Raw genomic sequence first — 20,071 nt, 5'->3', positions numbered from 1 at the left:
AGCTCGCTCACATGGCGTTATTGAGACTGCCGCTCGGCTCGCGCCCTTCGCAAGCACGGTTTAAGCCTTTGAAGCGGGCTTCTATGCTTCCTTCCTTCTCCCGGCCTCGAGCGGCTCGACCTTCACCTTGATTATGCGGTTCTGCTCGACGTCCACGACCGTAAGCCGCTTGTCCTTGTAGATGACGAACTCCCCGCCCCTCGGCACCCTTTGAAGCTTGGCCAGCATGAACCCGGCGAGTGTGTTGTATTCCTCTTCCTCTTCCTCCTCGATCTCGAAACCGAGGTTGGCGAGGTCGCCTATCGAGGCGGAGGCGTCTATTATCATCGTGCCGTCCTTGAGCTTCTCTACCGGCCCGCCCGCGCCGACGTCATACTCGTCCTCTATCTCCCCGACTATCTCCTCCAGGATGTCCTCGATAGTCACTATCCCGTCTATGTCGCCGTGCTCGTCGACGACTATCGCCATATGGAGCTTGCGCCTCTGGAGCTCCCTGAGGAGCTTGCTGATCATTATGGAGTTGGGGACGAAATAGGGCGTCCTTATGATGGACTTCAAGTCCAGCGTCCTTCCCTTCTCAAGGGAGCTGAAGACGTCCTTGTTGAAGAGCACCCCCACGACCCTGTCTATGCTGTCGCGGTAGACGGGGTAACGCGAGAACCCGGATTCGGATATGAACTTCAGGGCCTCGCCGGGAGGGGTGTTTATCTCTATGCCGCTTATCTTGTGCTTGGGGACCATGACCTCCCTCACGGTCTTGTCCGCGAACTCGAATATGCCGTGGAGGAGCTGGGCCTCGGTCTCCTCGAATACCCCGGTGGCCCGGCCTTCCTTGATGAAGTATTTTATTTCCTCTTCAGAGACAAACACCTTCTGGCCCGTCTCCTTTATCCCCAATATCCTCAGGACGGCGCTCGTCGATGCGGTGAGAAACCTCACGAAGATGTCGGTGATCTTCGATACGGTGTTAAGCGGCCTTGCCGAAAAACAGGCTATCTTCTCGGCGTGCCTCAGGGCGAGGTGCTTGGGCACGAGCTCGCCGATTATAAGGCTCGTATAGGATATCATGGCCACTACGGAGCCGAGCGCGAGTATGTCGGCGAGCTGCACGGGGATTAACGGGATGGCGTGGAAAAGAGGCTTGATGTGCTCCGAGGCGATGACGCCGCCTATGACCGAGGCGCATGTGCCGACTACTGTGACGCCTACCTGGACGGTGGCGAGGAACCTGTCAGGGTCCTCCTTCATATTGCTTACGAGCTCCGCCGAAAGGTTCCCGTCCTTGGCGAGCTTGTCTATTATGCTCCGTTTGGCCGATATTATGGCTATCTCGGCGCTCGCGAAGAACCCGTTGAAAAATATAAGTACCAGTATCAGTATTACTTCAAAGATGACTACTTCGAACGACACAAAACCTCCTGGTTGGGTGTTGACGAAAGGAGCCGCCGGCAATCATGGAAGCGTTTCTGCCGATAAGCCGGGTTATCCTGGGAACCCGCAGGACTCTTTTTCGCTACTAGGGCCTTGGCAGGATTGGACCGGTCCAAGGTTTGGCTGAAAACGGCAGAGATAACGATGGGTTATCCGGGCCGCTGAAGAGATTATAACATAACGCGGGGGCAAACCGGAATAAAGGCGGAACGGATCTCTTCGGCCCGGGTCCCGCCTGCTGCGTGATTCAGTGCGCCCTCTTTACCTTGAAGGCGTCCATGCCGGGGAAGACGGCCTCGGTCCCGAGCTCTTCCTCTATGCGGAGCAGCTGGTTGTACTTGGCGGTCCTGTCGGTGCGCGAGGCCGAGCCGGTCTTTATCTGCCCGGCGTTCGTGGCGACGCTTATATCGGCGATGGTCGAGTCCTCGGTCTCCCCGCTCCTGTGGGATATGACCGCCGTGTACCCGGCCCTTACCGCCATCTGCACTGCCTCGAGGGTCTCGGTGAGGGTGCCTATCTGGTTCACCTTGACGAGGATGGAGTTCGCTATGCCTTCGTCTATTCCGCGCCTGAGCCTCGCGACGTTAGTCACGAAGAGGTCGTCGCCCACGAGCTGGACCCGCTCATTGAGTTTCTTCGTAAGTAGCGCCCAGCCCTTCCAATCATCCTCCGAGACGCCGTCCTCTATGGAGATTATCGGGAAGTCCTTCACAAGCCCTTCGAGGTAGTCTACCATCTCGTCAGCCGAAAGCTCCTGGCCTTCGAGCATGTAGGCCGCGCCCTTGTACATCTCGCTTGACGCGCAATCCAGGGCCAGCATTATGTCCTGCCCGGCCTTGTAGCCGGCCTTCTCTATGGCCTGGATGATGACCTCCAGCGCCTCCCTGTTGCTCGAGAGCGCGGGCGCGAAGCCGCCCTCGTCGCCGACTGCCGTTGAAAGCCCCTTTTTCTTGAGTATGGATTTAAGGCTGTGGAATACCTCAACCCCGGCCCGAAGCGCTTCCCTGAAGGAGGTAAAGCCCGCCGGGACGACCATGAACTCCTGTATGTCGAGGCTGTTGTCCGCGTGCGCCCCTCCGTTTATGATGTTCATCATGGGCACCGGGAGCACCCTGGCGTTTGCCCCGCCTATGTACCTGTAAAGGGGGAGCATGGAGGCGGCAGCCGAAGCCTTCGCGACAGCCATTGAGACGCCGAGTATGGCGTTCGCGCCGAGCCTCTTTTTGTTGTCGGTACCGTCAAGGGCCAGGAGGGTCCTGTCTATCAAGGGCTGGTCAGAGGCGTCCAGGCCGCGTATCTCTTTCGCTATCTTATCGTTTACGTTCCTTACGGCCTTGAGTACGCCCTTACCGAGGTATCTCTTCTTGTCGTTGTCCCTGAGCTCCACTGCCTCGAACTTGCCGGTCGAGGCGCCGGACGGGACCGCGGCCCTGCCCTTGTATCCGCCGTCAAGTGTCACCTCGACCTCCACGGTCGGGTTCCCCCTCGAGTCGAGTATCTCCCTCGCGATAACGTCGATTATGTTGGTCATCATACCTCCAGAGCAATATTTTGCGCTTCGCTCCGCGCAAATTTTTCAAGCAAAGGCGTGGATACGGCCCGGGAGCCCTATCCAAGCGTGCCGTAATTATACTTTTAGTTTGAAAAATTGCAAGGCAAATCAGGTACCATGCCTTCGCAGAACCCGTGAAAACCCTTGCGCGCACAGCCATACGGCGATAAGATTGAGTAGCTTTGCCTTAATAAAAAACCTGCCATTTTTTCAAAGGGTTCATTTAAAACCGTGACTACCATATTGATACTCAGCCTCTTCGGCGGCATAGCTCTGCTCCTCTTCGGGATGAGGCTTGCCGGAGACGGGCTGCAGAGGACCGCCGGGGCCAAGCTAAGGGGCTTTCTACTTACGGCCACCGATAACCGCTTGAAGGGCGTGGGCGTGGGCGCGGCCATAACGGCCCTCCTCCAGAGCTCGAGCGCGACGACGGTCATGCTCGTGGGTTTCGTGGGCTCGGGGCTCATGACCCTCGGCCAGACGATGGGCGTTATCCTCGGCGCAGACATAGGGACGACCATTACCGTCCAGGTGATAGCGTTCAAGGTGTACGACTACGCCATAGGCGTAATCGGGCTCGGCGTAGTAATGACCTCGCTCGGCAGGGGGAGGTGGAAAGACATCGGCCAGGCGGTGCTGGGTTTCGGCCTCGTGTTTTTCGCCCTCAAGATACTCATCGAGACCTTCGAGCCGGTGTCGGCAAACCCGCTCTTCAGGGAATTCCTGGTGGGCTTGAGCAGGGACCCCTTTGCCGGGATAATCGTCTCCGCGCTCCTTACGGCCCTTTTCCAGAGCAGCGCCGCCACCCTCGGAATAGCGCTCACTGCCGCGCTCTCGGGGCTTCTTTCGCTCGAGGCCGCGGTGCCGATAGTCCTCGGCGCGAACATTGGCACCACCTTCACAGCCGTAATCTCCTCCATAGGGGCGGGTGTGGAGGCAAAAAGGGTCGCGCTCGCGCACACGCTCTTCAAGGCGCTCGGCGTCGTCATAGTCCTCCCTTTCCTCGATTTTTTCGCCATGCTCGTCGGGGCCTCGGCTGACGACCCGGCCAGGCAGGTGGCGAACGCGCACACCTTTTTCAATATAGGGATTGCGGCCCTCTTTCTGCCATTTACAGGCCCGTTCACCCGGCTCGTTACCAGGCTCATGCCGGAGTCCAAGGGCCCGACGAAGTTCGGGGCCAAGTACCTGGACCCCATTGTCCTTTCCTCACCGACGCTCGCGCTCGTGCAGGCGTCCAGGGAGTCTCTCAGGTCCGCGGACATGGTCCAGGAGATGCTCGAGAAATCCATTAGGGTCTTCGAGTACGACGACCAGGACCTCCTTGAGGAGATACAGGAAAAAGACGACGACGTCGACCTCCTGGACAGGGAGGTGAAGCTTTTCCTGACGAAGCTTTCAAGGGAGAGCCTGACCGATGAGCAGGCAAAGAGGGAGATAGAAATAATGCTCTTCTCCGACAACATCGAGAACATCGGCGACGTGATAGACAAGAACCTCATGGAGCTTGCGCGGAAGAAGATAAAGGGCGGCCTGTCCTTTTCGGCCGAGGGCATGAGGGAGATAAAGGAGCTCCACAGGAGGGTGGTCGAGGACTTCGAGATGGGGGTCGCCGCCTTCGCCGGCAGCGACCTCGAGCTCGCAAGAAGGCTTGTCACGCACAAGCAGAGGCTCTCCGAGCTCGAAAGGGAGTTCAGGCAGAACCACATAAACAGGCTCCACAAGGGGTTCAAGGAGTCCATAGACACGAGCGCCATACACCTGGACGTCCTTACGAACCTCAAGCGCATAAATTCCTACATTACAAACGTCGCCTACCCGATACTCGAGCGCGAGAAGGGCTGAGCCAGCCTTGCAATCCGCGCGGTTACGGCTATAATCCAAAGAGAACGGAATGGGGCAGCCTCTAAAATTGATTTTGTCCCGGCCTTCAGGGAAAAGCGGGAAAATCTCTGATTTTTAGGGCCGCCGGCCCCGTGCCTGACTGCGCTCCTTTTGCGCCTCCAAAGCGAGGGCGCCTATGCTTTTTGGACTGCTTGCCGTTTCCATAGCTCTCTCGGCCGGAGACCCGGTCGATGCCGCCCTTGAGAGCTTCAGGCGTCTTGAGGCCTACAGCGTCACTCTCAGGGCCGAGTCCGAGAGGACCGAAGTCATCAGGTATTACTACAAAAAACCCGGCTATATCAGGATGGAATTCGAGGAGCCGCACAGGGGGGCGGTCCTCGTCTACGACCCGGTTGAAAGGGAAGTCGTCCTCCGCCCGTTCAGGTTCCTCAGGTCGTTCAAGATGCGCCTCGGGCCTGAAGACAGGCTCATAAGGAGCTCGCGCGGGCACACGGTGGACGAGTCTTCCATCGGGGCGCTCCTCGAGAACGTAAGCGAGCTGAGGGAGGACGGGGGCCTCGACATCCTCCGGGAAGAGGAAGCGGACGGAAAAAGCGCCCTGCTCGTCGAAGTCAGGGGCCGGGGCGGCCGCGAGGTGGACGGGGTGAATCTGTACAGGCTCTGGCTCGACAATGAGACCAGCCTCCCGGTCAAGGTCGAGGCCTATGACTCGGGCGGCAGGCTCGTCGAGCGCGTCAGGATGGAGGGCCTCGTAGTCGACCCGGAATTCCCGCCGGATTTCTTCTCGCTGGATTGACCTCTCATCGGACAGGTGGCTGGCATAGAGCAGGCGGTCCGAAGGCGGCTGGCCGCGAATGGACCCGCAAGAGACCGTGTGAATCAGTTTAAAGAGAGGCCATGGGAAAGTATTCCATATCAAAAAAGGTCGGTTCCGGCTTCGACCAGGCGGTCGAGAGCGTGCGCGCGGCCCTTGAGATGGACTGCTTCGGCGTCATGGACGACCTCGACATGGCGGGCCTCTTCAGGCAGAGGCTCGGGAAGGAATTCAGGAAGTACAGGGTCCTCTCCGTCTGCCACGCGCAGCTCGTGCACAAGGCCGTGACGGTCGAGACCGAGGCGGGGCTCCTCCTGCCGTTTCACATCGTAATATACGAGAACGACGAGGGCGGGGCCACGGTGGCTGCAATCGACCCGGTCGTTGTCATGTCCATGATAGAGAACCCGGCGCTCGCGATAATCGCTAGGGAGATGCGAGAGAAGCTCGCAAGGATAATAGGCGAGATAGGATAGCAGGCTGCTGGAAACCCAATCTGTTGTCACCCTCGCCAGTGTCCCCTCCCGCCTGATTAAACCACGGGGATGGGAGATTTGAGTAGTTTCTTCCTTCCTTGCGGAGAGGGTCGGTGATGGGTATTAGCCTCAAAGTCGAGTGATTTGACTTTCGGTCGGGCTTTCAGCTCGCTTTCCAAGGCGGAGCGCTTCAGCGCTGGCGATCTTATTTCAGCAAGAAGTAAGATCGCTTCGGACTAAAGTCCATCGCAATGACGGCTGCTGTAGTGCGGAGTTGCCTTTCGTTCAACGGCCTTCGGCTTTAAACGCGCTTAAGGTGGTAAAAGGCCCACTTCGCGCATTCATGGTCAGGCTGCCAGCGGTGCTGTATGGAGTAGATGTGCCTTAGAAGCGTGTGTTTCACGAAGAGCCAGTCGTCCTTGAGCTCATCCACATCTCCGGGGAAGAGCCGGAGCTCCGCAAGCGCGGCTTCCTTCTCGGCGCTGCCAATAAGCCTCTTGAAGTATATCTTCCCGGCTATCTTCTGGCATTTGGAGGCCCGGAGCGGCTCCTCGGGGAATACGTCCGTAAACTCGAGGTTTGCAGGCCCGAAGCCGTAATTCTCAAGGATGGCATCCAACTCCTCCCTGTAATCCTCTGTCCTTATGGTATCTTTCGCGGCTTCCGACATTTGACACCCTTAAAAATTTTTTACGCGATGCAAACGGCCGAGAAGTCTTCTTCCCCGGCCTCCTTTGATACTGGCCGCGTCAAAGAGCTACTTTGCGACGCCAGCCGAATAGTGGCGATTAAGCGATACGGCGAGGCCTCGCCCATGCGGCCAAGCCCGATAAGCCCGCCCTTGATGAGATGCTCAGAACCTCTCGTAGTGGATTTTCCCGGGGTCGAACTCGTCTTCGGTGTGCTCTCCGAGTTCTTTTACGGCGTATCCCAGAGGCATCATGCACTGTACCCTGAATTCTTCGGGTATGCCCAGGAGTTTTTTAACGAAAGGCTCGGCGCTACCCGGGGGCTCGCCAGCGTCGGCGACCTGCACGAAGCAGGAGGCCAGCCCCTGGTTCACGGCCTCAAGGTGTATGTGTTCCGCCGCTATGGAGGAGTCCTCCCTGAAGCGCCTTCCCGTTTTGATATTATAACAGATTACGACCACGACAGGCGCGTTCCTCACGAAGCGGGCGTGTGCGGTGGAGGCGGAGAGCGCCTTTTTCGCCTCAGGGTCGCTCACTACCACGAACTCCCATGCCCTCGTCCCCCAGGAGGTGGGCGCGCACATGGCGGCCTTCAGGACCTCCTTTAATTTCCTCTCCTCGACCTCGCGCCTGAGATACGCCCTCACCGAGCGCCGTTTCCTTATGGCATTCAGCATACGACACCTCTACTCTGAAAGGAGTTTTTCGAGGAGGGCAGCCGTCTCCGGGCCGGTCCAGTCGGAGAGGCCCTTGACCACGAGGGCGATTCTGCCGTCCTTCCCGATGATATACGCCTCCGGGGCCCGCATGACCCTGTACGCCTCAGCCACGAAGCCGTCCTCGTCCCTTATATTCGTGAAGCCGAACCCTTCCTTGTCGAGGAATCCGCGCACCTTGAAAAGCGGCGCGCTGTGCATGGAGTCCGCCCCGATCGCGGCGACAACGAGCCCGCGTTCCCGGTATTTCCCCTGGAGGCCGTCAAGGGACTTGAGCTCCTCCTTGCATCCCTCGCATTTCATCCTCCAGAAATAGAGGATTACCACCTTGCCCTTTTCCTCCGAAAGCCTGAACGGGGCCCCGTCCATGTCTTTGTGCAGGAAGTCAATTGCAGGGCTTCCTTGAGCGAGCCTCGGCTCGTAAGGGCTCCCGTCCACTTTGCCGGGCCCTTCGCCGCAGGCCGTAGCGAAAAAGGCCAGAAGGATAAGCAACAGGATTTTTTTCAAATAACACCTCCGGGAATGTAATAATACCAGAAGAGGCCGGGAGAAAGGAAGGGCATAGGGCAGCTCTCCCGTGAAAAATAGAAGAACAAGCGCATTCCCTTCAACCCTTTCCCGTTGAAAAATGCTATAATTCCATGTTAAAAAAACCTTTTTAAAACCTGTTTTTTACCTTAAGAGAGGGCAGATGGCAGAGAAGTCCGAGAGGTATGACCACAAGTCGGTCGAGGCCAGGTGGCAGGCCGAATGGGATAAGGGCGGGGCCTTCAGGAAGGCCGGAGCCGAAGGCGATAAATACTATGTCCTCGAGATGTTCCCGTATCCTTCAGGGAAGATACACATGGGCCATGTCAGGAACTACTCCATCGGGGACGTGGTCGCCAGGTTCCTCATGATGAAAGGCAGGAGCGTCCTTCACCCGATGGGCTGGGACTCCTTCGGCCTCCCTGCAGAGAACGCGGCCATCCAGCACGGCATACACCCCGCTAAGTGGACATACGAGAACATCGCCAACATGCGCGCTCAATTGAAGCGCATGGGCCTCTCTTACGACTGGGACAGGGAGGTCGCGACATGTTCCCCCGAGTATTACAGGTGGAACCAGTGGCTTTTCCTCAAGCTCTTTGAGAAGGGGCTCGCCTACAAGAGGCGCTCGTCCGTCAACTGGTGCCCGGAGTGCGCGACAGTGCTCGCGAACGAGCAGGTCGAGGACGGCAGGTGCTGGCGGTGCGGCACGCTCGTCGAGACGAGGGAGCTCGAGCAGTGGTTCTTCAGGATAACCGCGTACGCCGAGGAACTCCTTGAGCATACGTATAAGCTCCCGGGCTGGCCCGAGCGCGTGCTCGTCATGCAGAGGAACTGGATAGGCAAATCCGTCGGGGCAGAGGCTGATTTCAGGGTCGAGGGCTCGGACGAGACGATAAGGATATTCACGACGAGGCCGGATACCCTCTTTGGCGTGACATTCATGTCTCTCGCGGCAGGCCACCCGCTCCTTTCTAAGATTACCGCCCCTGAGAGGCGGGAAGAGGTGGAGAGGTTCTCCGCAAGGGCACGTAATGAAGCAAAACGCATGGCCCTGAACCCTGACGAGGTCGAAAAGGAAGGGGTCTTTACCGGCGCGCACTGCATAAACCCGCTCACGGGCGAGAGGGTCCCCGTATACGCCGCAAATTTCGTGTTGATGGAGTACGGCACAGGCGCTGTCATGGCCGTCCCGGCCCACGACCAGAGGGACTTCGAGTTCGCGAAGAAGTACGGCCTGCCGGTGAAGGTCGTCATAAACCCGCCCGAATCCGCGCTCGACCCGGCGGCGATGGATGCGGCCTATGTGGAGCCGGGGGTAATGGTAAACTCCGGCCAGGTCGACGGGATGAAGAGCGAAGACGCGAAGGAGGCGATAACGCGCCTCCTCGAGGAGAAAGAGGCGGGGAAAAAGGCGGTAACCTACAGGCTTCGCGACTGGGGCATTTCGAGGCAGAGGTACTGGGGATGCCCCATCCCGATTATCTACTGTGAAAAATGCGGCGCTGTCCCGGTCCCGTATGAAGAGCTCCCGGTGGTACTCCCGGAGGACGTCTCGCTTACGGGGAAGGGCCTCTCGCCGCTTGCTTCATCTGAGTCGTTCGTCAACGCCAAATGCCCTTCCTGCGCCGGAACAGCGCGCCGCGAGACCGACACGATGGACACCTTCGTCGATTCGTCATGGTACTTCCTCCGGTACGTGTCGCCAAGGGAAACCAGGGTCCCTTTCAGGAAAGAGGACGCCCGATACTGGATGCCCGTGGACCAGTACATAGGCGGCATAGAGCACGCGGTGATGCACCTCCTTTACGCCCGCTTTTTCACAAAGGCGCTACGCGACCTCGGGCTCCACGGCTTTGACGAGCCATTCAAGAACCTCCTTACGCAAGGGATGGTCTGCAAGGAGATAACGAGGTGCCCGGAACACGGATACCTCTACCCCGAGGAGGCGGCGGGAGGCGTGTGCAAGTTCTGTTCGAAGCCCGTCATAACCGGGGCCGTCGAGAAGATGTCGAAATCCAAGAAGAACGTCATAGACCCCGACGGCATAATAGGGAGGTACGGGGCGGATACAACGAGGCTCTTTTCGCTCTTTGCGGCCCCTCCGGAGAAGGACCTCGACTGGAACGAGGAAGGGGTCGAGGGCTCGTACAGGTTTCTTAACAGGGTTTGGAGGCTCGTTGCCGAAAACATGGTGCTCTTGAAAGAGGCCCGGCCCATGCAGCCCGGCTCCAGGGCCGAAGGGGCGGCAAGGGAGCTCCACGCGGCAACTCACAGGACGATAAGGAAGGTCACCCAGGACATAGAGGAGAGGTTCCATTTCAATACGGCCATAAGCGCGATAATGGAGCTCGTGAACGCGCTCTATCAGTTCCAGGCAGCGCTCAACGGCAAGGGGGCGGATTCGGTCGAGGCCAGGGCCTTCAGGGAGGCCGTAGAGGCCGTTATACTCCTCCTCGCGCCTTTCGCCCCGCATATCTCCGAGGAGCTATGGGAAAGGCTCGGCAACACGGAGCCCGTCTACAGGACCAGGTGGCCTGTGTGGAGCGAAGAGGCCGTCAAGGAGGAGGCGGTCGATATACCCGTGCAGGTGAACGGAAAGGTGAGGGGAAGGGTCATGATACCAGCGGGCGCGGCTGAGGAAGAGGTCCGGTCGCTTGTGATGCGGGACGAGAAGATAGCTGAGCTTACTTCAGGGAAGGCAGTGAGGAAGTTCGTCTACGTGAAGGACAAGATAGTGAACATGGTGGTCGCATGAGGCCCCTTTTCGCGTTTCTCCTCTCCCTTCTCGTCCTTTCCGGCTGCGGCTACCACCTGACCGGCAAGGCCGGTGATATGCCCGGCGGCGTCGAGAGCCTCTCGATCCCGGTCTTCACCAATGTCACCCTGAAGCCGGATATCGAATCGAGCGTGACCACCGCGTTCGTAAACGAGTTCCTTACCACCGTGAGCATCGCCGAAGACGCCCCGTTCATAATGGAAGGGGCCATAACCTCGTACAACATCGCGCCTGTGTCATTCTCAAGGAGCGACGTGGTGCAGGAATACAGGCTTACCGTCGTAATGGACCTCCGCATCCAGAGGAGGGCCACCGGGGAGGTCGTCTGGCAGGCGAGCGGGGTCGCGGACTTCGAGGACTTTACCGTAAACACGGCCAGCCCGTCGGAGACCAGGGACAGGGAGGAAGCGGCCCTGGTGAAATTGGCCAGGGACACGGCAAGGCTGATAAAAGAACGCATGCTGGTGAGGTTCTGAGTGCCTTTAAAGCCAGTCTACTACATCTACGGCACCGACGGCTACCTTGTCGAGGAAAGCCTCGCCAAGATACGAAAAGAGGCACTTTCAGGCCCATTCGCCTCCATGAACTTCCATGCCTTCGAAGGCAAGGGGCTGGATGCCGGAGAGCTTGTCTCGACGGCCTCGACCCTTCCGGCCTTTGCCGAGTGGAGGCTTGTCGTCGTGAAGGGGGCCGAAGCCATCAAGGCGGCCGAGGAAAAGAGGCTCGCCTCTTACGTGGCAAACCCCTCGCCCTCGACCTGCCTCGTTTTCATGTCGAACGCCGCAAAGCTTGAGAAGGGCTCGGAACTCGTAAAGGCGCTCGAGGAGAAAGGGTATCTAAAGGCTTGCAACCGCCTCCGCGATGCCGAGCTCCTGAAATGGATACGGGACGAATCATCGAGGCAGGGAAAGTCAACAAGCGGCGAGGCAGCCAGGAGGCTCCTTGAGATCGCAGGGAACAGCCTCCGTGACGTAAAAGGCGAGCTCGACAAGATAATACTTTTCATAGGCGACAAGCCAGCCATAGACGAAAAGGACATAGAGGAGTCGGGCCTTGAGTGCGGGGAGGAGTCTGTTTTCGGCCTTTCCGACGCGATCGGCAGGAAGGACCTTAAGGAGGCCATGAAGGCCTACCGGAGGCTCTCGGACGAGGAGCCGATAAAGGTGCTCGGCGCGGTGGCGCGGCAGATGAGGACGCTCCTCAGGGTAAAGGCGCTCTTGCGTAAGGGCACGCCGGCGGCGAGGATAGCCTCGGTTGCCGGGCTTTTCCCCAGGCATGCCGAGGACTATGTGAAGAGGAGCAGGCTCTTTGGCGAGCCGGAGCTGAAGGCGGCGATCCTCAAGCTCCTTGCCGCGGATACCGACCTTAAGTCCGGCAGGGCCCCGTCTGCCACGGTGCTCCCGAGGCTCATAATGGAGCTTTGCGGGAAGGCGCCGGGTATCGTCGCGCGATAGGATGCGGAGCCGCTGCAGGCGTCACTTGAAGCTCCATACTGATACGCCGCTAAACTCTCCTTCTACGCTACCGGTGTCCCCGCGGTTCTTAAAGCGTCTTTTTTATCCATATCTCATTATCGTAGATACGCCTGTGAAGCTTGTATTCCCTCGATATGTAGTCGTTGACCATGTAGAGCCGCATCTGATTGCTGACCCCGTCAGCCGCAATATTTCTTGCCCTCGTCAATGGCGGAGGCAACGTCAAGTACATCATCTACACTAATTCCCACTCGCCCGAAGAGCTTAAACGAGAGGACAGCCCTCAGGGGGTCCTGGTATACGCCCTGCGCGAATATGAAATCTTTGTAGGGGACTTGCCCTGCCATGTACGAAACGCTCGTTCCGAGGGTCTCGCCCTCGTGAAAGGGGTCGATTCCGTGACTCATCATGACAGGGGAATTCAGGGCCACCACGACTGAAAACGCTATCAGGAGCAGCATCGTTCGCGCGCCGGACCGGACCGGACCGGACCGGACCTCAGGCAGTACCTTGTGAACAGCCGTGCTGAAAAGAAAATCCCTGAGCCACTTCCCGGCGCTCAGATAGACCATGACAAGAGATAGGGACGGCAGGAGCACGAAAACCACGAACCTTGCGATGTTGTTGGCGGGATTGTATCCCATAAGGCTCATTCGGCCGATAACACCCCAGGGGTTGCTGAATGGAAGGACGATTTTGTCCCATGCGAGCGTGCCGACCGTGATTCCGAGAAGGAAAAGCGCGGCCATGATTCCCAGCCTGGCTGCCGTTCCCCTATTTGGACTCATGGTATTCCTCTTCCGCGTTTACAGACCAGATGTTTTCTTTCGTGCTGATCCCGTTCTTTATGTTCTCTGCCGCGACCATGGCCGTGAGCATCGAGTGGTCCTGGTTGTTGTACCTGTGCATGCCGTTACGCCCGATAAGGAACAGGTTTTCAATGGTGTCGGTGAATTTCCTTACGACCTCGAACCGCTCGTAGGAGCCGAAGTAGCAGGGGTAGGCCTTCGGCATGCGTATGACGGTGCTGTCAAGGATATCCTCCCTGACTATCATGCCCAGCTTTTCCAGCTCTTCTCCCGCGAACGTGGCAAATTCATCGTCGGACTTCCGCCACAGTTCGTCTCCCTCGTTGCAGAAGTATTCAAGGCCGATCCAGACGGCGCCGCCGTCCATCACCATATACGGGCTCCAGTTGTTGAATATCTGGATCCTCCCGAGCTTTACGTCATTTTCCTGGACGTAAATCCAGTTGTCGGGAATAATGCCGTTGGGGGCGTCTTTCGGGCTGACCAGGAGCTTTTTGAGGAGGAGCCCGACTGTCATGAAGTCCCGGTAGGCAAGGCTCCCGGCAACTTCCCGAACTTCCCGGGGCGCGTCGTGTCCCATTGCGGCTATCAGGTCCTTTACGGGCATCGACGATATGAAGTAATCTCCCAAGACCGTCTTTTCTTCGCCGGTCGATTCGTCGATAACAACGGCCTCGTATATCCTCCCGCTGGTTGCCTTCAGCCCGGCTACGCGGTGGTTCAGGTGCACCTCGCCGCCCCGCTTCCTTATCATGCGCGCCGCTTCTTCCCACATCTGGCCGGGGCCCAATTTGGGGTACATGAACCTTTCGATCAGGCTCGTCTCTACGTCCTTCTGCTCAAGGGAGCGGTCGGAGACCATGCCCCTTGCCGCGTGAAACAGCGCCTTCGTCACTGAGAGCCCCTTGATCCTCTGGGCGCCCCAGCTCGGGTCTATCTCGCTGCACGGCACGCCCCAGACCTTCTCCGTATAATCCCTGAAGAAAGTCGCGTAAAGCTCTTTCCCGAACCGGTTTATGAAGAAGTCCTCAAGGGACTTCTCCTCGACCGGCGCGAGCCTGGCCCGGAAGTAGCTCACAAGAATTTTTGCCGTGCGAAAGGCCCCGAGGTTCCGCAGCGTTTTCATGTTCGCGGATATCGGGTAATCAAAAAATTTCCGCATGAATAGGATGCGGGAGAGCCGCTTTCTTGCGAGCATTACCCGGTCGGTCTTTTCGGGGTCGGAGTTTCTGCTGCCTGGTGGAGCGGAAAACCGCTGAGAGCCGCCGGTCAGAAAACTCGCGTTTTCAGGAGAATCGTCTTTTGCAGGGGAGGTTTGAAGAGGAAGTACCTTGAGCCACCACTCGACCACCCTGTCGGACTTGGAAAAGAACCGGTGGCCGCCGATGTCTATCCTGTTTCCCTTGTAATTGACCGTTTTCGAAATCCCGCCTATGTCGGCGGTCTGCTCGAAAATGACGGGCTTTACGTCCGTTTTTTCAAGCAGCTCGAAGGCCGCGGTAAGGCCGGCAGGCCCGGCACCTATTATAACGGCGGTCTTCTGTGTCATTGAGACGGCGATTTTCCGAGAGAAATCATCTGTTTTCAATGGCGAGAATTATCATACCGCCGCCTGAAAGTCAATCAGTGCGTCGTAATACTTACAACCCGTCCTCGAAGTTGTAACTCGCCTTTCCCCGCGGGTTCTTTATCCGTTGACCGGCGTACTCCGATATTGTATAATCCTTTTCCGAATGGGCCTTCTTCCCAGGCCCATTTTTTTATTTTCTACGTAGCGGCCCGGGACCACTAAGCCGGGCTTTCAGCGACAGGAAAAGATGTCCAGGAACCTTCAAAAGGAAATCGAGAGGCGGAGGACCTTCGGCATAATAAGCCACCCCGACGCCGGGAAGACCACGCTTACCGAGAAGCTCCTCCTCTACGGCGGCGCGATACAGCTTGCCGGGGCCGTGAAGGCCAGGAAGGCCTCTCGCCACGCGACAAGCGACTGGATGGCCATCGAGAGGGAGAGGGGCATCTCCGTCACCACCTCGGTCATGAAGTTCAATTACAGGGACTTCGAGGTGAACCTTCTCGACACACCCGGACACCAGGACTTCTCCGAGGACACCTACAGGGTGCTTACCGCGGTCGACAGCGCACTCATGGTCATAGACTCGGCCAAGGGCGTCGAGACGCAGACCGAGAAGCTAATGGGCGTGTGCCGCATGAGGAACACGCCCGTCATGACCTTCATAAACAAGCTCGACAGGGAGGGGATGAACCCCCTGGACATACTCGCCCAGATAGAGGACAAGCTCCAGATCGAGTGCGCGCCGCTATCCTGGCCCATAGGCTCCGGCAAGGCGTTCAGGGGCGTGTACAGCCTCTACAGGAAGGAGCTTCAGCTCTTTACCCCGGGCGAGGAGACGAGGTCTTCCTCCGGGATAGTGATCACCGATATCGGAGATAAGCGCCTTGACGAGCTTCTGGGCGGGCAGGCAGGGGAGCTCAGGCACGATATAGAGCTGCTCGAAGGCGCGGCAAACCCGTTCGACGTTGACGACTACCTGAAGGGGAGCCAGTCGCCGGTCTTTTTCGGGAGCGCCATAAACAACTTCGGAGTCCGGGAGCTCCTCGACGCGTTCGTCGAGCTTGCGCCCCCGCCCGGGCCGCGGGCGGCGGTCGAGAGGGTCGTTAATCCCCACGAGGAGGCCTTCACGGGTTTCGCATTCAAGATACAGGCGAACATGGACCCGGCGCACAGGGACAGGATAGCGTTCATGAGGATCTGTTCCGGGAGGTTCCGGAGGGGCATGAGGGTGGTGCACCACAGGACCGGCAAGGAGCTCATCCTTTCGAACGCGACCATATTCATGGCCCAGGACAGGACCAACGTCGAAGAGGCCTACGCGGGCGACATAATAGGCATCCACAACCACGGCACCATAATGATAGGGGACACCTTTACCGAAAAGGAGCCCCTTAAGTTCACCGGCATCCCGAGTTTTGCGCCCGAGCACTTCAGGCGGGTGATACTCAAGAACCCCATGAAGGTAAAGCAGCTCCAGAAGGGGCTTGAGCAGCTTACCGAAGAGGGCGCTGTCCAGGTCTTCAGGCCGGTTGCCGGGAACGACTACATACTCGGCGCGGTCGGGGCGCTCCAGTTCGACGTGACTATGGCGAGGCTCAGGGACGAGTACGGCGTTGACGCGGCCTATGAGCCGATCGAGGCGCAGCGCGCCAGGTGGATAGAGGGGGAGAGAAAGAAGCTCGATGAGTTCGAGAAGAAGAACTCGATGAGGCTTGCGAGGGATACCGAAGGCAACCTCGCCTACCTCGCTCCGAGCGAGTGGCAGCTCAATTACACTATCGAGCAGTGGCCGGATATAACATTTCACAGGACGAGGGAGCACAATTGAGCCGGAGCGGGGTTTCCCCCTTTTTAAAGGGGGACTAAGGGGGATTTGTAAGGGGTGCGCATAGCGCACCCTACAAGATAATCTCCCCGGCCCCTTTTAGTAATGAGGACTCGAAGGAGAAAAACGCTTCCATAATAACGGGAGCATAATCGGGCATTTTAAAGAAGCTGCAAAGGGGGTAGAGATGAAGAAAGGGGCCGTATCCAGGTTTATCGAGGAGCACTACCTGCACTTCAACGCGGCCGCGCTCCTTGACGCGGCAAAGGCCTACGAGGCCCACATGGACAAGGGCGGCAAGATGATGGTCACCCTTGCGGGCGCGATGAGCACGGCGGAGCTCGGGAAATCCCTTGCCGAGATGATCCGCAGGGACAAGGTGAGCATAATCTCCTGCACGGGCGCGAACCTCGAGGAGGACGTCTTCAACCTCGTGGCGCACGACCACTACAGGCGCGTGCCCGGCTACAGGGACCTTTCCCCCGCGGACGAATGGGAACTCCTTGAGAAGGGCTTCAACAGGGTCACCGACACATGCATACCCGAGGACGAGGCCATAAGGAGGATCGAGTCCCACATATTCGACCTCTGGAAGGCCGCGAACGACAAGGGCGAGAGCCGTCTTCCGCACGAGTTCTTCTACGAGCTCATAAAAAGCGGCGTCTTGAAGCAGTACTACCAGATAGACGAGAAGGACAGCTGGCTTGTCGCGGCCGCCGAAAAGGGCCTCCCCATAATAGTCCCCGGGTGGGAGGATTCGACACTCGGGAACATCTTCGCCTCGTACTGCATAACCGGGGAGCTCAAGGCCACGACGGTCAAGTCCGGAATAGGGTACATGGTGGCGCTCGCCGACTGGTACGGCAAGAACGGCTCCGGCCAGGGCGTGGGCTTTTTCCAGATAGGCGGCGGCATAGCCGGGGACTTCCCCATATGCGTCGTCCCCATGATGAGGCAGGACCTCAAGATGAAGGACATTTCCTTCTGGACCTACTTCTGCCAGATATCCGATTCGACCACGAGCTACGGCTCGTACTCCGGGGCCGTGCCCAACGAGAAGATAACCTGGGGCAAGCTCTCAATCGACACCCCGAGGTTCGTGATCGAATCCGACGCGACCATAGTGGCCCCCCTGATATTCGCGTGGGTCCTCGGGTGGTAGCTTCATAAAAGACCCTTCTGCTTCACGGGGCCTGTCCGGGTTTCATCGGTTCTTGAGAGGATGCGGTATAAAATAAAAAACAGAAAAGCTGGAGATTGGCGAGTGAGCAAGGAAGCGACATACGTAATAGGCCACAAGAACCCGGATACTGATTCGATATGCTCGGCGATAGCGCTCGCGGAGCTCAAGAACGCGCTCGGGGAGGGAGATTTCCTGCCGGCCAGGGCAGGGGACCTCAACCCCCAGACTGAGTTCATACTCAATTACTTCAACGTGCAGCCGCCGAAATACATATCCGACGTACGCCCGAAGGCAAGGGACATCATGTCCACTGGCATCGTGACCGTTACCGAGGACACTCCCTTCCACAGGGTATTGGAGCTCATGAGGGAAGAAGAGGTCAGGTTCATGCCTGTCCTTGACAAGGACGGGAGGCCAAAGGGGGTGTTGACCCTCATGGAGCTCGCAAAGAGGTATCTGGAGGCCGAGCACTCGATAGAGGTGACGACTTCCCTCAGGAACATAGTCCACACGCTCGGCGCAAGGGTAAGGAACGACTCGCTCGGCAGCAGGGAAATAACGCTTACGGTCTACATCGGGGCGATGTCTGAGGAGGCCTTCCTGTACATCCTCGGGCAGGAAGACCCGTCCAAATGCGCGCTCATAGTGGGCGACAGGGTGGAGATACAGAAAAGGGCGGTCGAGAAGGGGGTCGGGCTCCTCATAATATCCGGCGGCTTCGACGTCGACGAGAGCCTCGCGAAGGAGGCCTCAAGGCGCGGCGTAAGCATAATCGTGTCGCCTTTCGATTCGGCCACTACCTCGATACTGGTAAGGGTGAGCACACCGGCATCGATGATATGCGAGACGAGCTTCGATACGGTATCCCCCGACGACCTTGTAGATGATTTCAAGTTCAAGGCCGCCTCTGCAGCCGGGCTCATAGTGCTCGACTCGGAAGGCGTTATGCAGGGCGTCATCACGAAGACCGACATACTGAAGCCGCCTTCCACGAGCCTCGTCCTGGTCGACCATAACGAGCTATCGCAGGCCGTGGACGGCGCGGAAGCCGTGAACATAATGGAGGTCGTGGACCACCACAGGATAGGCAACTTCACCTGCACCCAGCCCATTCCCTTCATATGCGAGCCGGTGGGCTCTACTTCTACGCTCGTATCCGAGCTGTATAAAAGGACCGGGGCTCCCATAAAGAAGGAGACCGCGGGGCTTCTCCTCGGCGGCGTCCTTTCCGACACCGTGATGCTCAAGTCGCCGACCACTACCGCCCGCGACAGGGACATAATCAAGTGGCTCGAGGAGAAATCCGGACTCGACCACGCCGCCTTCGGCTCTGAGGTATTCGGCGCGAGCGCGAGCCTCGGGAAAAGGGGCGCGGAGGCCGTTGTTGCCGGGGACTTCAAGGTGTTCGAGGCCAAGGGCAGGAAATTCGGCATTGGTCAGGTAGAGATTATCGGTTTCGACGAGTTCCACCAGGAGGCCGCGAACCTCACGGGCGAGCTCCTGAAGGCCAGGGATAAAAAGGAGCTCAAGCTCGCCGGGCTCCTCGTCACCGACATCTCGCAGGGCACATCGCTTCTCCTGGCGGTCGGCGAAAACGAGGTGCTCTACAAGCTCAATTACCCGAAGCTCAAGGAAGGCGTGTTTGAGCTCAAGAACGTGATATCCCGTAAAAAGCAGGTGGTGCCGCATATATTGAGTGTTTTTAACGAGATATTCTGACGTGTGGCAAGCTCTAAAAATTGATCTTTTCCCCGGACTCAGCGTCAGGGCGTGAATAAAAATGCTCACATATTATCATATATGCTCCGCTTTTTATTCCCACCCTTCCTTGATTACGGGAAAAATCTCAAATTTTTGAGCTTGCCAGAATATATGCATTTTGGCGGTCCAGGCCCGGCCTGGGCCGTTTTTTTTTGCGGCTCTCAGAGCAGCCGAATAGCTTTGCTTCCCTTGCCAGGCCTGTGCTATACTCGGATTAGAGACGAGACTTCCATTATGCATGCCCAAGCCCCTTTTCCCTTGAACACCGTGTCCCAGAAAGAGCTTACAACCAGGCAGGCGATAATCGAGGCCCTCTCCGGGAAGACGCTTACCTCGAAGGAGATTTCCGGCGCGGTCGGCATCCGCGAGAAGGACGTACTCGAGCACCTCGAGCATATCGCAAGGTCGTTCCACAAGGGAAGGCCGGATGGACGGGTCTTCGTGGTCGAGCCTTCCGAGTGCCTTGAGTGCGGCTTTGTATTCAGGAAAAGGGAAAGGCTCAGGACGCCTTCAAAGTGCCCGGTATGCAGGTCCGAGGGTATAACTGCGACAAGGTTCGGAATAACGGAAGGCTGACCAGCTTGAATCTGACGCACATGCGGAGTCGGTTCTCCG

At 58.0% G+C, this 20,071-nt stretch carries 17 protein-coding genes; 10 read left to right on the top strand and 7 right to left on the bottom strand.

Features of this window, described 5'->3' with window-relative positions:
• Positions 1–81 precede the first annotated feature (81 nt).
• Both QY316_07530 and eno read right to left on the bottom strand, forming a co-directional pair.
• Positions 82–1,410 (bottom strand): hemolysin family protein, encoded by a 1,329-nt coding sequence (locus QY316_07530; GenBank protein WKZ31770.1) that lies wholly within the window; start codon positions 1,408–1,410, stop codon positions 82–84.
• A 268-nt stretch (positions 1,411–1,678) separates the two neighbouring features.
• The gene (gene eno / locus QY316_07525; protein WKZ34098.1) at positions 1,679–2,962 is read right to left on the bottom strand and encodes a phosphopyruvate hydratase; all 1,284 of its coding nucleotides are present in this window, start codon (positions 2,960–2,962) and stop codon (positions 1,679–1,681) included.
• Positions 2,963–3,214: 252 nt separating this feature from the next.
• On the opposite strand from eno, the gene QY316_07520 reads away from it, so the two are divergent.
• The 3 genes from QY316_07520 (at position 3,215) to QY316_07510 (ending at position 6,118) form a co-directional block, all read left to right on the top strand.
• Positions 3,215–4,828, top strand: coding sequence for a Na/Pi cotransporter family protein (locus QY316_07520; protein ID WKZ31769.1), 1,614 nt, complete (start codon positions 3,215–3,217; stop codon positions 4,826–4,828).
• Between the two features lie 175 nt (positions 4,829–5,003).
• Positions 5,004–5,624: a DUF1571 domain-containing protein gene (locus QY316_07515; GenBank protein ID WKZ31768.1), complete on the top strand. Its 621-nt coding sequence runs from the start codon at positions 5,004–5,006 to the stop codon at positions 5,622–5,624.
• A gap of 101 nt (positions 5,625–5,725) precedes the next feature.
• Entirely contained in the window at positions 5,726–6,118 is a 393-nt protein-coding gene (locus QY316_07510) for a DUF302 domain-containing protein (protein WKZ31767.1), read from the top strand.
• Positions 6,119–6,419: 301 nt separating this feature from the next.
• On the opposite strand, the gene QY316_07505 is transcribed toward QY316_07510, so the two are convergent.
• The 3 genes from QY316_07505 to QY316_07495 form a co-directional block, all read right to left on the bottom strand.
• Positions 6,420–6,788: a hypothetical protein gene (locus QY316_07505; protein WKZ31766.1), complete on the bottom strand. Its 369-nt coding sequence runs from the start codon at positions 6,786–6,788 to the stop codon at positions 6,420–6,422.
• A gap of 183 nt (positions 6,789–6,971) precedes the next feature.
• A complete protein-coding gene (locus QY316_07500; protein WKZ31765.1) occupies positions 6,972–7,484 on the bottom strand; it encodes a nitroreductase family protein in 513 nt (170 codons plus the stop codon).
• Positions 7,485–7,493: 9 nt separating this feature from the next.
• Positions 7,494–8,030, bottom strand: coding sequence for a TlpA disulfide reductase family protein (locus QY316_07495; protein WKZ31764.1), 537 nt, complete (start codon positions 8,028–8,030; stop codon positions 7,494–7,496).
• 184 nt (positions 8,031–8,214) lie between these two features.
• Here QY316_07495 and leuS point away from each other — a divergent pair, with 184 nt between their 5' ends.
• The 3 genes from leuS to holA are packed head-to-tail and all read left to right on the top strand — an operon-like array spanning position 8,215 to position 12,284.
• On the top strand, positions 8,215–10,809 hold the full coding sequence (gene leuS / locus QY316_07490) for a leucine--tRNA ligase (GenBank protein WKZ31763.1): 2,595 nt from the start codon (positions 8,215–8,217) through the stop codon (positions 10,807–10,809).
• Complete coding sequence (lptE, locus tag QY316_07485) at positions 10,806–11,306, top strand: LPS assembly lipoprotein LptE (protein ID WKZ31762.1); 501 nt, start codon at positions 10,806–10,808, stop codon at positions 11,304–11,306. The genes leuS and lptE overlap by 4 nt, the downstream gene beginning before the upstream one ends.
• A complete protein-coding gene (gene holA, locus QY316_07480) occupies positions 11,307–12,284 on the top strand; it encodes a DNA polymerase III subunit delta (protein WKZ31761.1) in 978 nt (325 codons plus the stop codon).
• 200 nt (positions 12,285–12,484) lie between these two features.
• On the opposite strand, the gene QY316_07475 is transcribed toward holA, so the two are convergent.
• Both QY316_07475 and QY316_07470 read right to left on the bottom strand, forming a co-directional pair.
• A complete protein-coding gene (locus tag QY316_07475; GenBank protein WKZ31760.1) occupies positions 12,485–13,093 on the bottom strand; it encodes a hypothetical protein in 609 nt (202 codons plus the stop codon).
• Complete coding sequence (locus QY316_07470) at positions 13,080–14,663, bottom strand: NAD(P)/FAD-dependent oxidoreductase (protein WKZ31759.1); 1,584 nt, start codon at positions 14,661–14,663, stop codon at positions 13,080–13,082. Before QY316_07470 ends, QY316_07475 begins: the two co-directional genes overlap by 14 nt.
• A gap of 268 nt (positions 14,664–14,931) precedes the next feature.
• On the opposite strand from QY316_07470, the gene QY316_07465 reads away from it, so the two are divergent.
• From QY316_07465 to QY316_07450, 4 genes are all read left to right on the top strand, one after another.
• Positions 14,932–16,515 carry a peptide chain release factor 3 gene (locus tag QY316_07465; GenBank protein WKZ31758.1) on the top strand — a complete coding sequence of 528 codons (1,584 nt, stop codon included), beginning with the start codon at positions 14,932–14,934 and terminating at the stop codon, positions 16,513–16,515.
• A gap of 184 nt (positions 16,516–16,699) precedes the next feature.
• Entirely contained in the window at positions 16,700–17,674 is a 975-nt protein-coding gene (locus QY316_07460) for a deoxyhypusine synthase family protein (GenBank protein WKZ31757.1), read from the top strand.
• Between the two features lie 102 nt (positions 17,675–17,776).
• Complete coding sequence (locus tag QY316_07455) at positions 17,777–19,414, top strand: putative manganese-dependent inorganic diphosphatase (protein WKZ31756.1); 1,638 nt, start codon at positions 17,777–17,779, stop codon at positions 19,412–19,414.
• A gap of 309 nt (positions 19,415–19,723) precedes the next feature.
• Complete coding sequence (locus QY316_07450) at positions 19,724–20,032, top strand: transcriptional regulator (GenBank protein WKZ34097.1); 309 nt, start codon at positions 19,724–19,726, stop codon at positions 20,030–20,032.
• Positions 20,033–20,071 lie beyond the last annotated feature (39 nt).

The sequence above is a fragment of the Thermodesulfobacteriota bacterium genome, assembly GCA_030583865.1.
Classification (GTDB): Bacteria; Desulfobacterota; GWC2-55-46; order GWC2-55-46; family GWC2-55-46; genus UBA5799.
The sequence above is the reverse complement of the archived record's forward strand: the minus strand, read 5'-3'. Positions and strand labels throughout refer to the sequence as shown.

Bases quoted from the DNA above. Each gene is read 5' to 3' on its own strand.
- QY316_07510 (WKZ31767.1), top strand. From the start codon at position 5,726: ATGGGAAAGTATTCCATATCAAAAAAGGTCGGTTCCGGCTTCGACCAG.
- QY316_07500 (WKZ31765.1), bottom strand. From the start codon at position 7,484: ATGCTGAATGCCATAAGGAAACGGCGCTCGGTGAGGGCGTATCTCAGG.
- eno (WKZ34098.1), bottom strand. From the start codon at position 2,962: ATGACCAACATAATCGACGTTATCGCGAGGGAGATACTCGACTCGAGG.
- QY316_07460 (WKZ31757.1), top strand. From the start codon at position 16,700: ATGAAGAAAGGGGCCGTATCCAGGTTTATCGAGGAGCACTACCTGCAC.
- QY316_07515 (WKZ31768.1), top strand. From the start codon at position 5,004: ATGCTTTTTGGACTGCTTGCCGTTTCCATAGCTCTCTCGGCCGGAGAC.
- QY316_07505 (WKZ31766.1), bottom strand. From the start codon at position 6,788: ATGTCGGAAGCCGCGAAAGATACCATAAGGACAGAGGATTACAGGGAG.
- lptE (WKZ31762.1), top strand. From the start codon at position 10,806: ATGAGGCCCCTTTTCGCGTTTCTCCTCTCCCTTCTCGTCCTTTCCGGC.
- QY316_07475 (WKZ31760.1), bottom strand. From the start codon at position 13,093: ATGAGTCCAAATAGGGGAACGGCAGCCAGGCTGGGAATCATGGCCGCG.
- QY316_07470 (WKZ31759.1), bottom strand. From the start codon at position 14,663: ATGACACAGAAGACCGCCGTTATAATAGGTGCCGGGCCTGCCGGCCTT.
- leuS (WKZ31763.1), top strand. From the start codon at position 8,215: ATGGCAGAGAAGTCCGAGAGGTATGACCACAAGTCGGTCGAGGCCAGG.
- QY316_07465 (WKZ31758.1), top strand. From the start codon at position 14,932: ATGTCCAGGAACCTTCAAAAGGAAATCGAGAGGCGGAGGACCTTCGGC.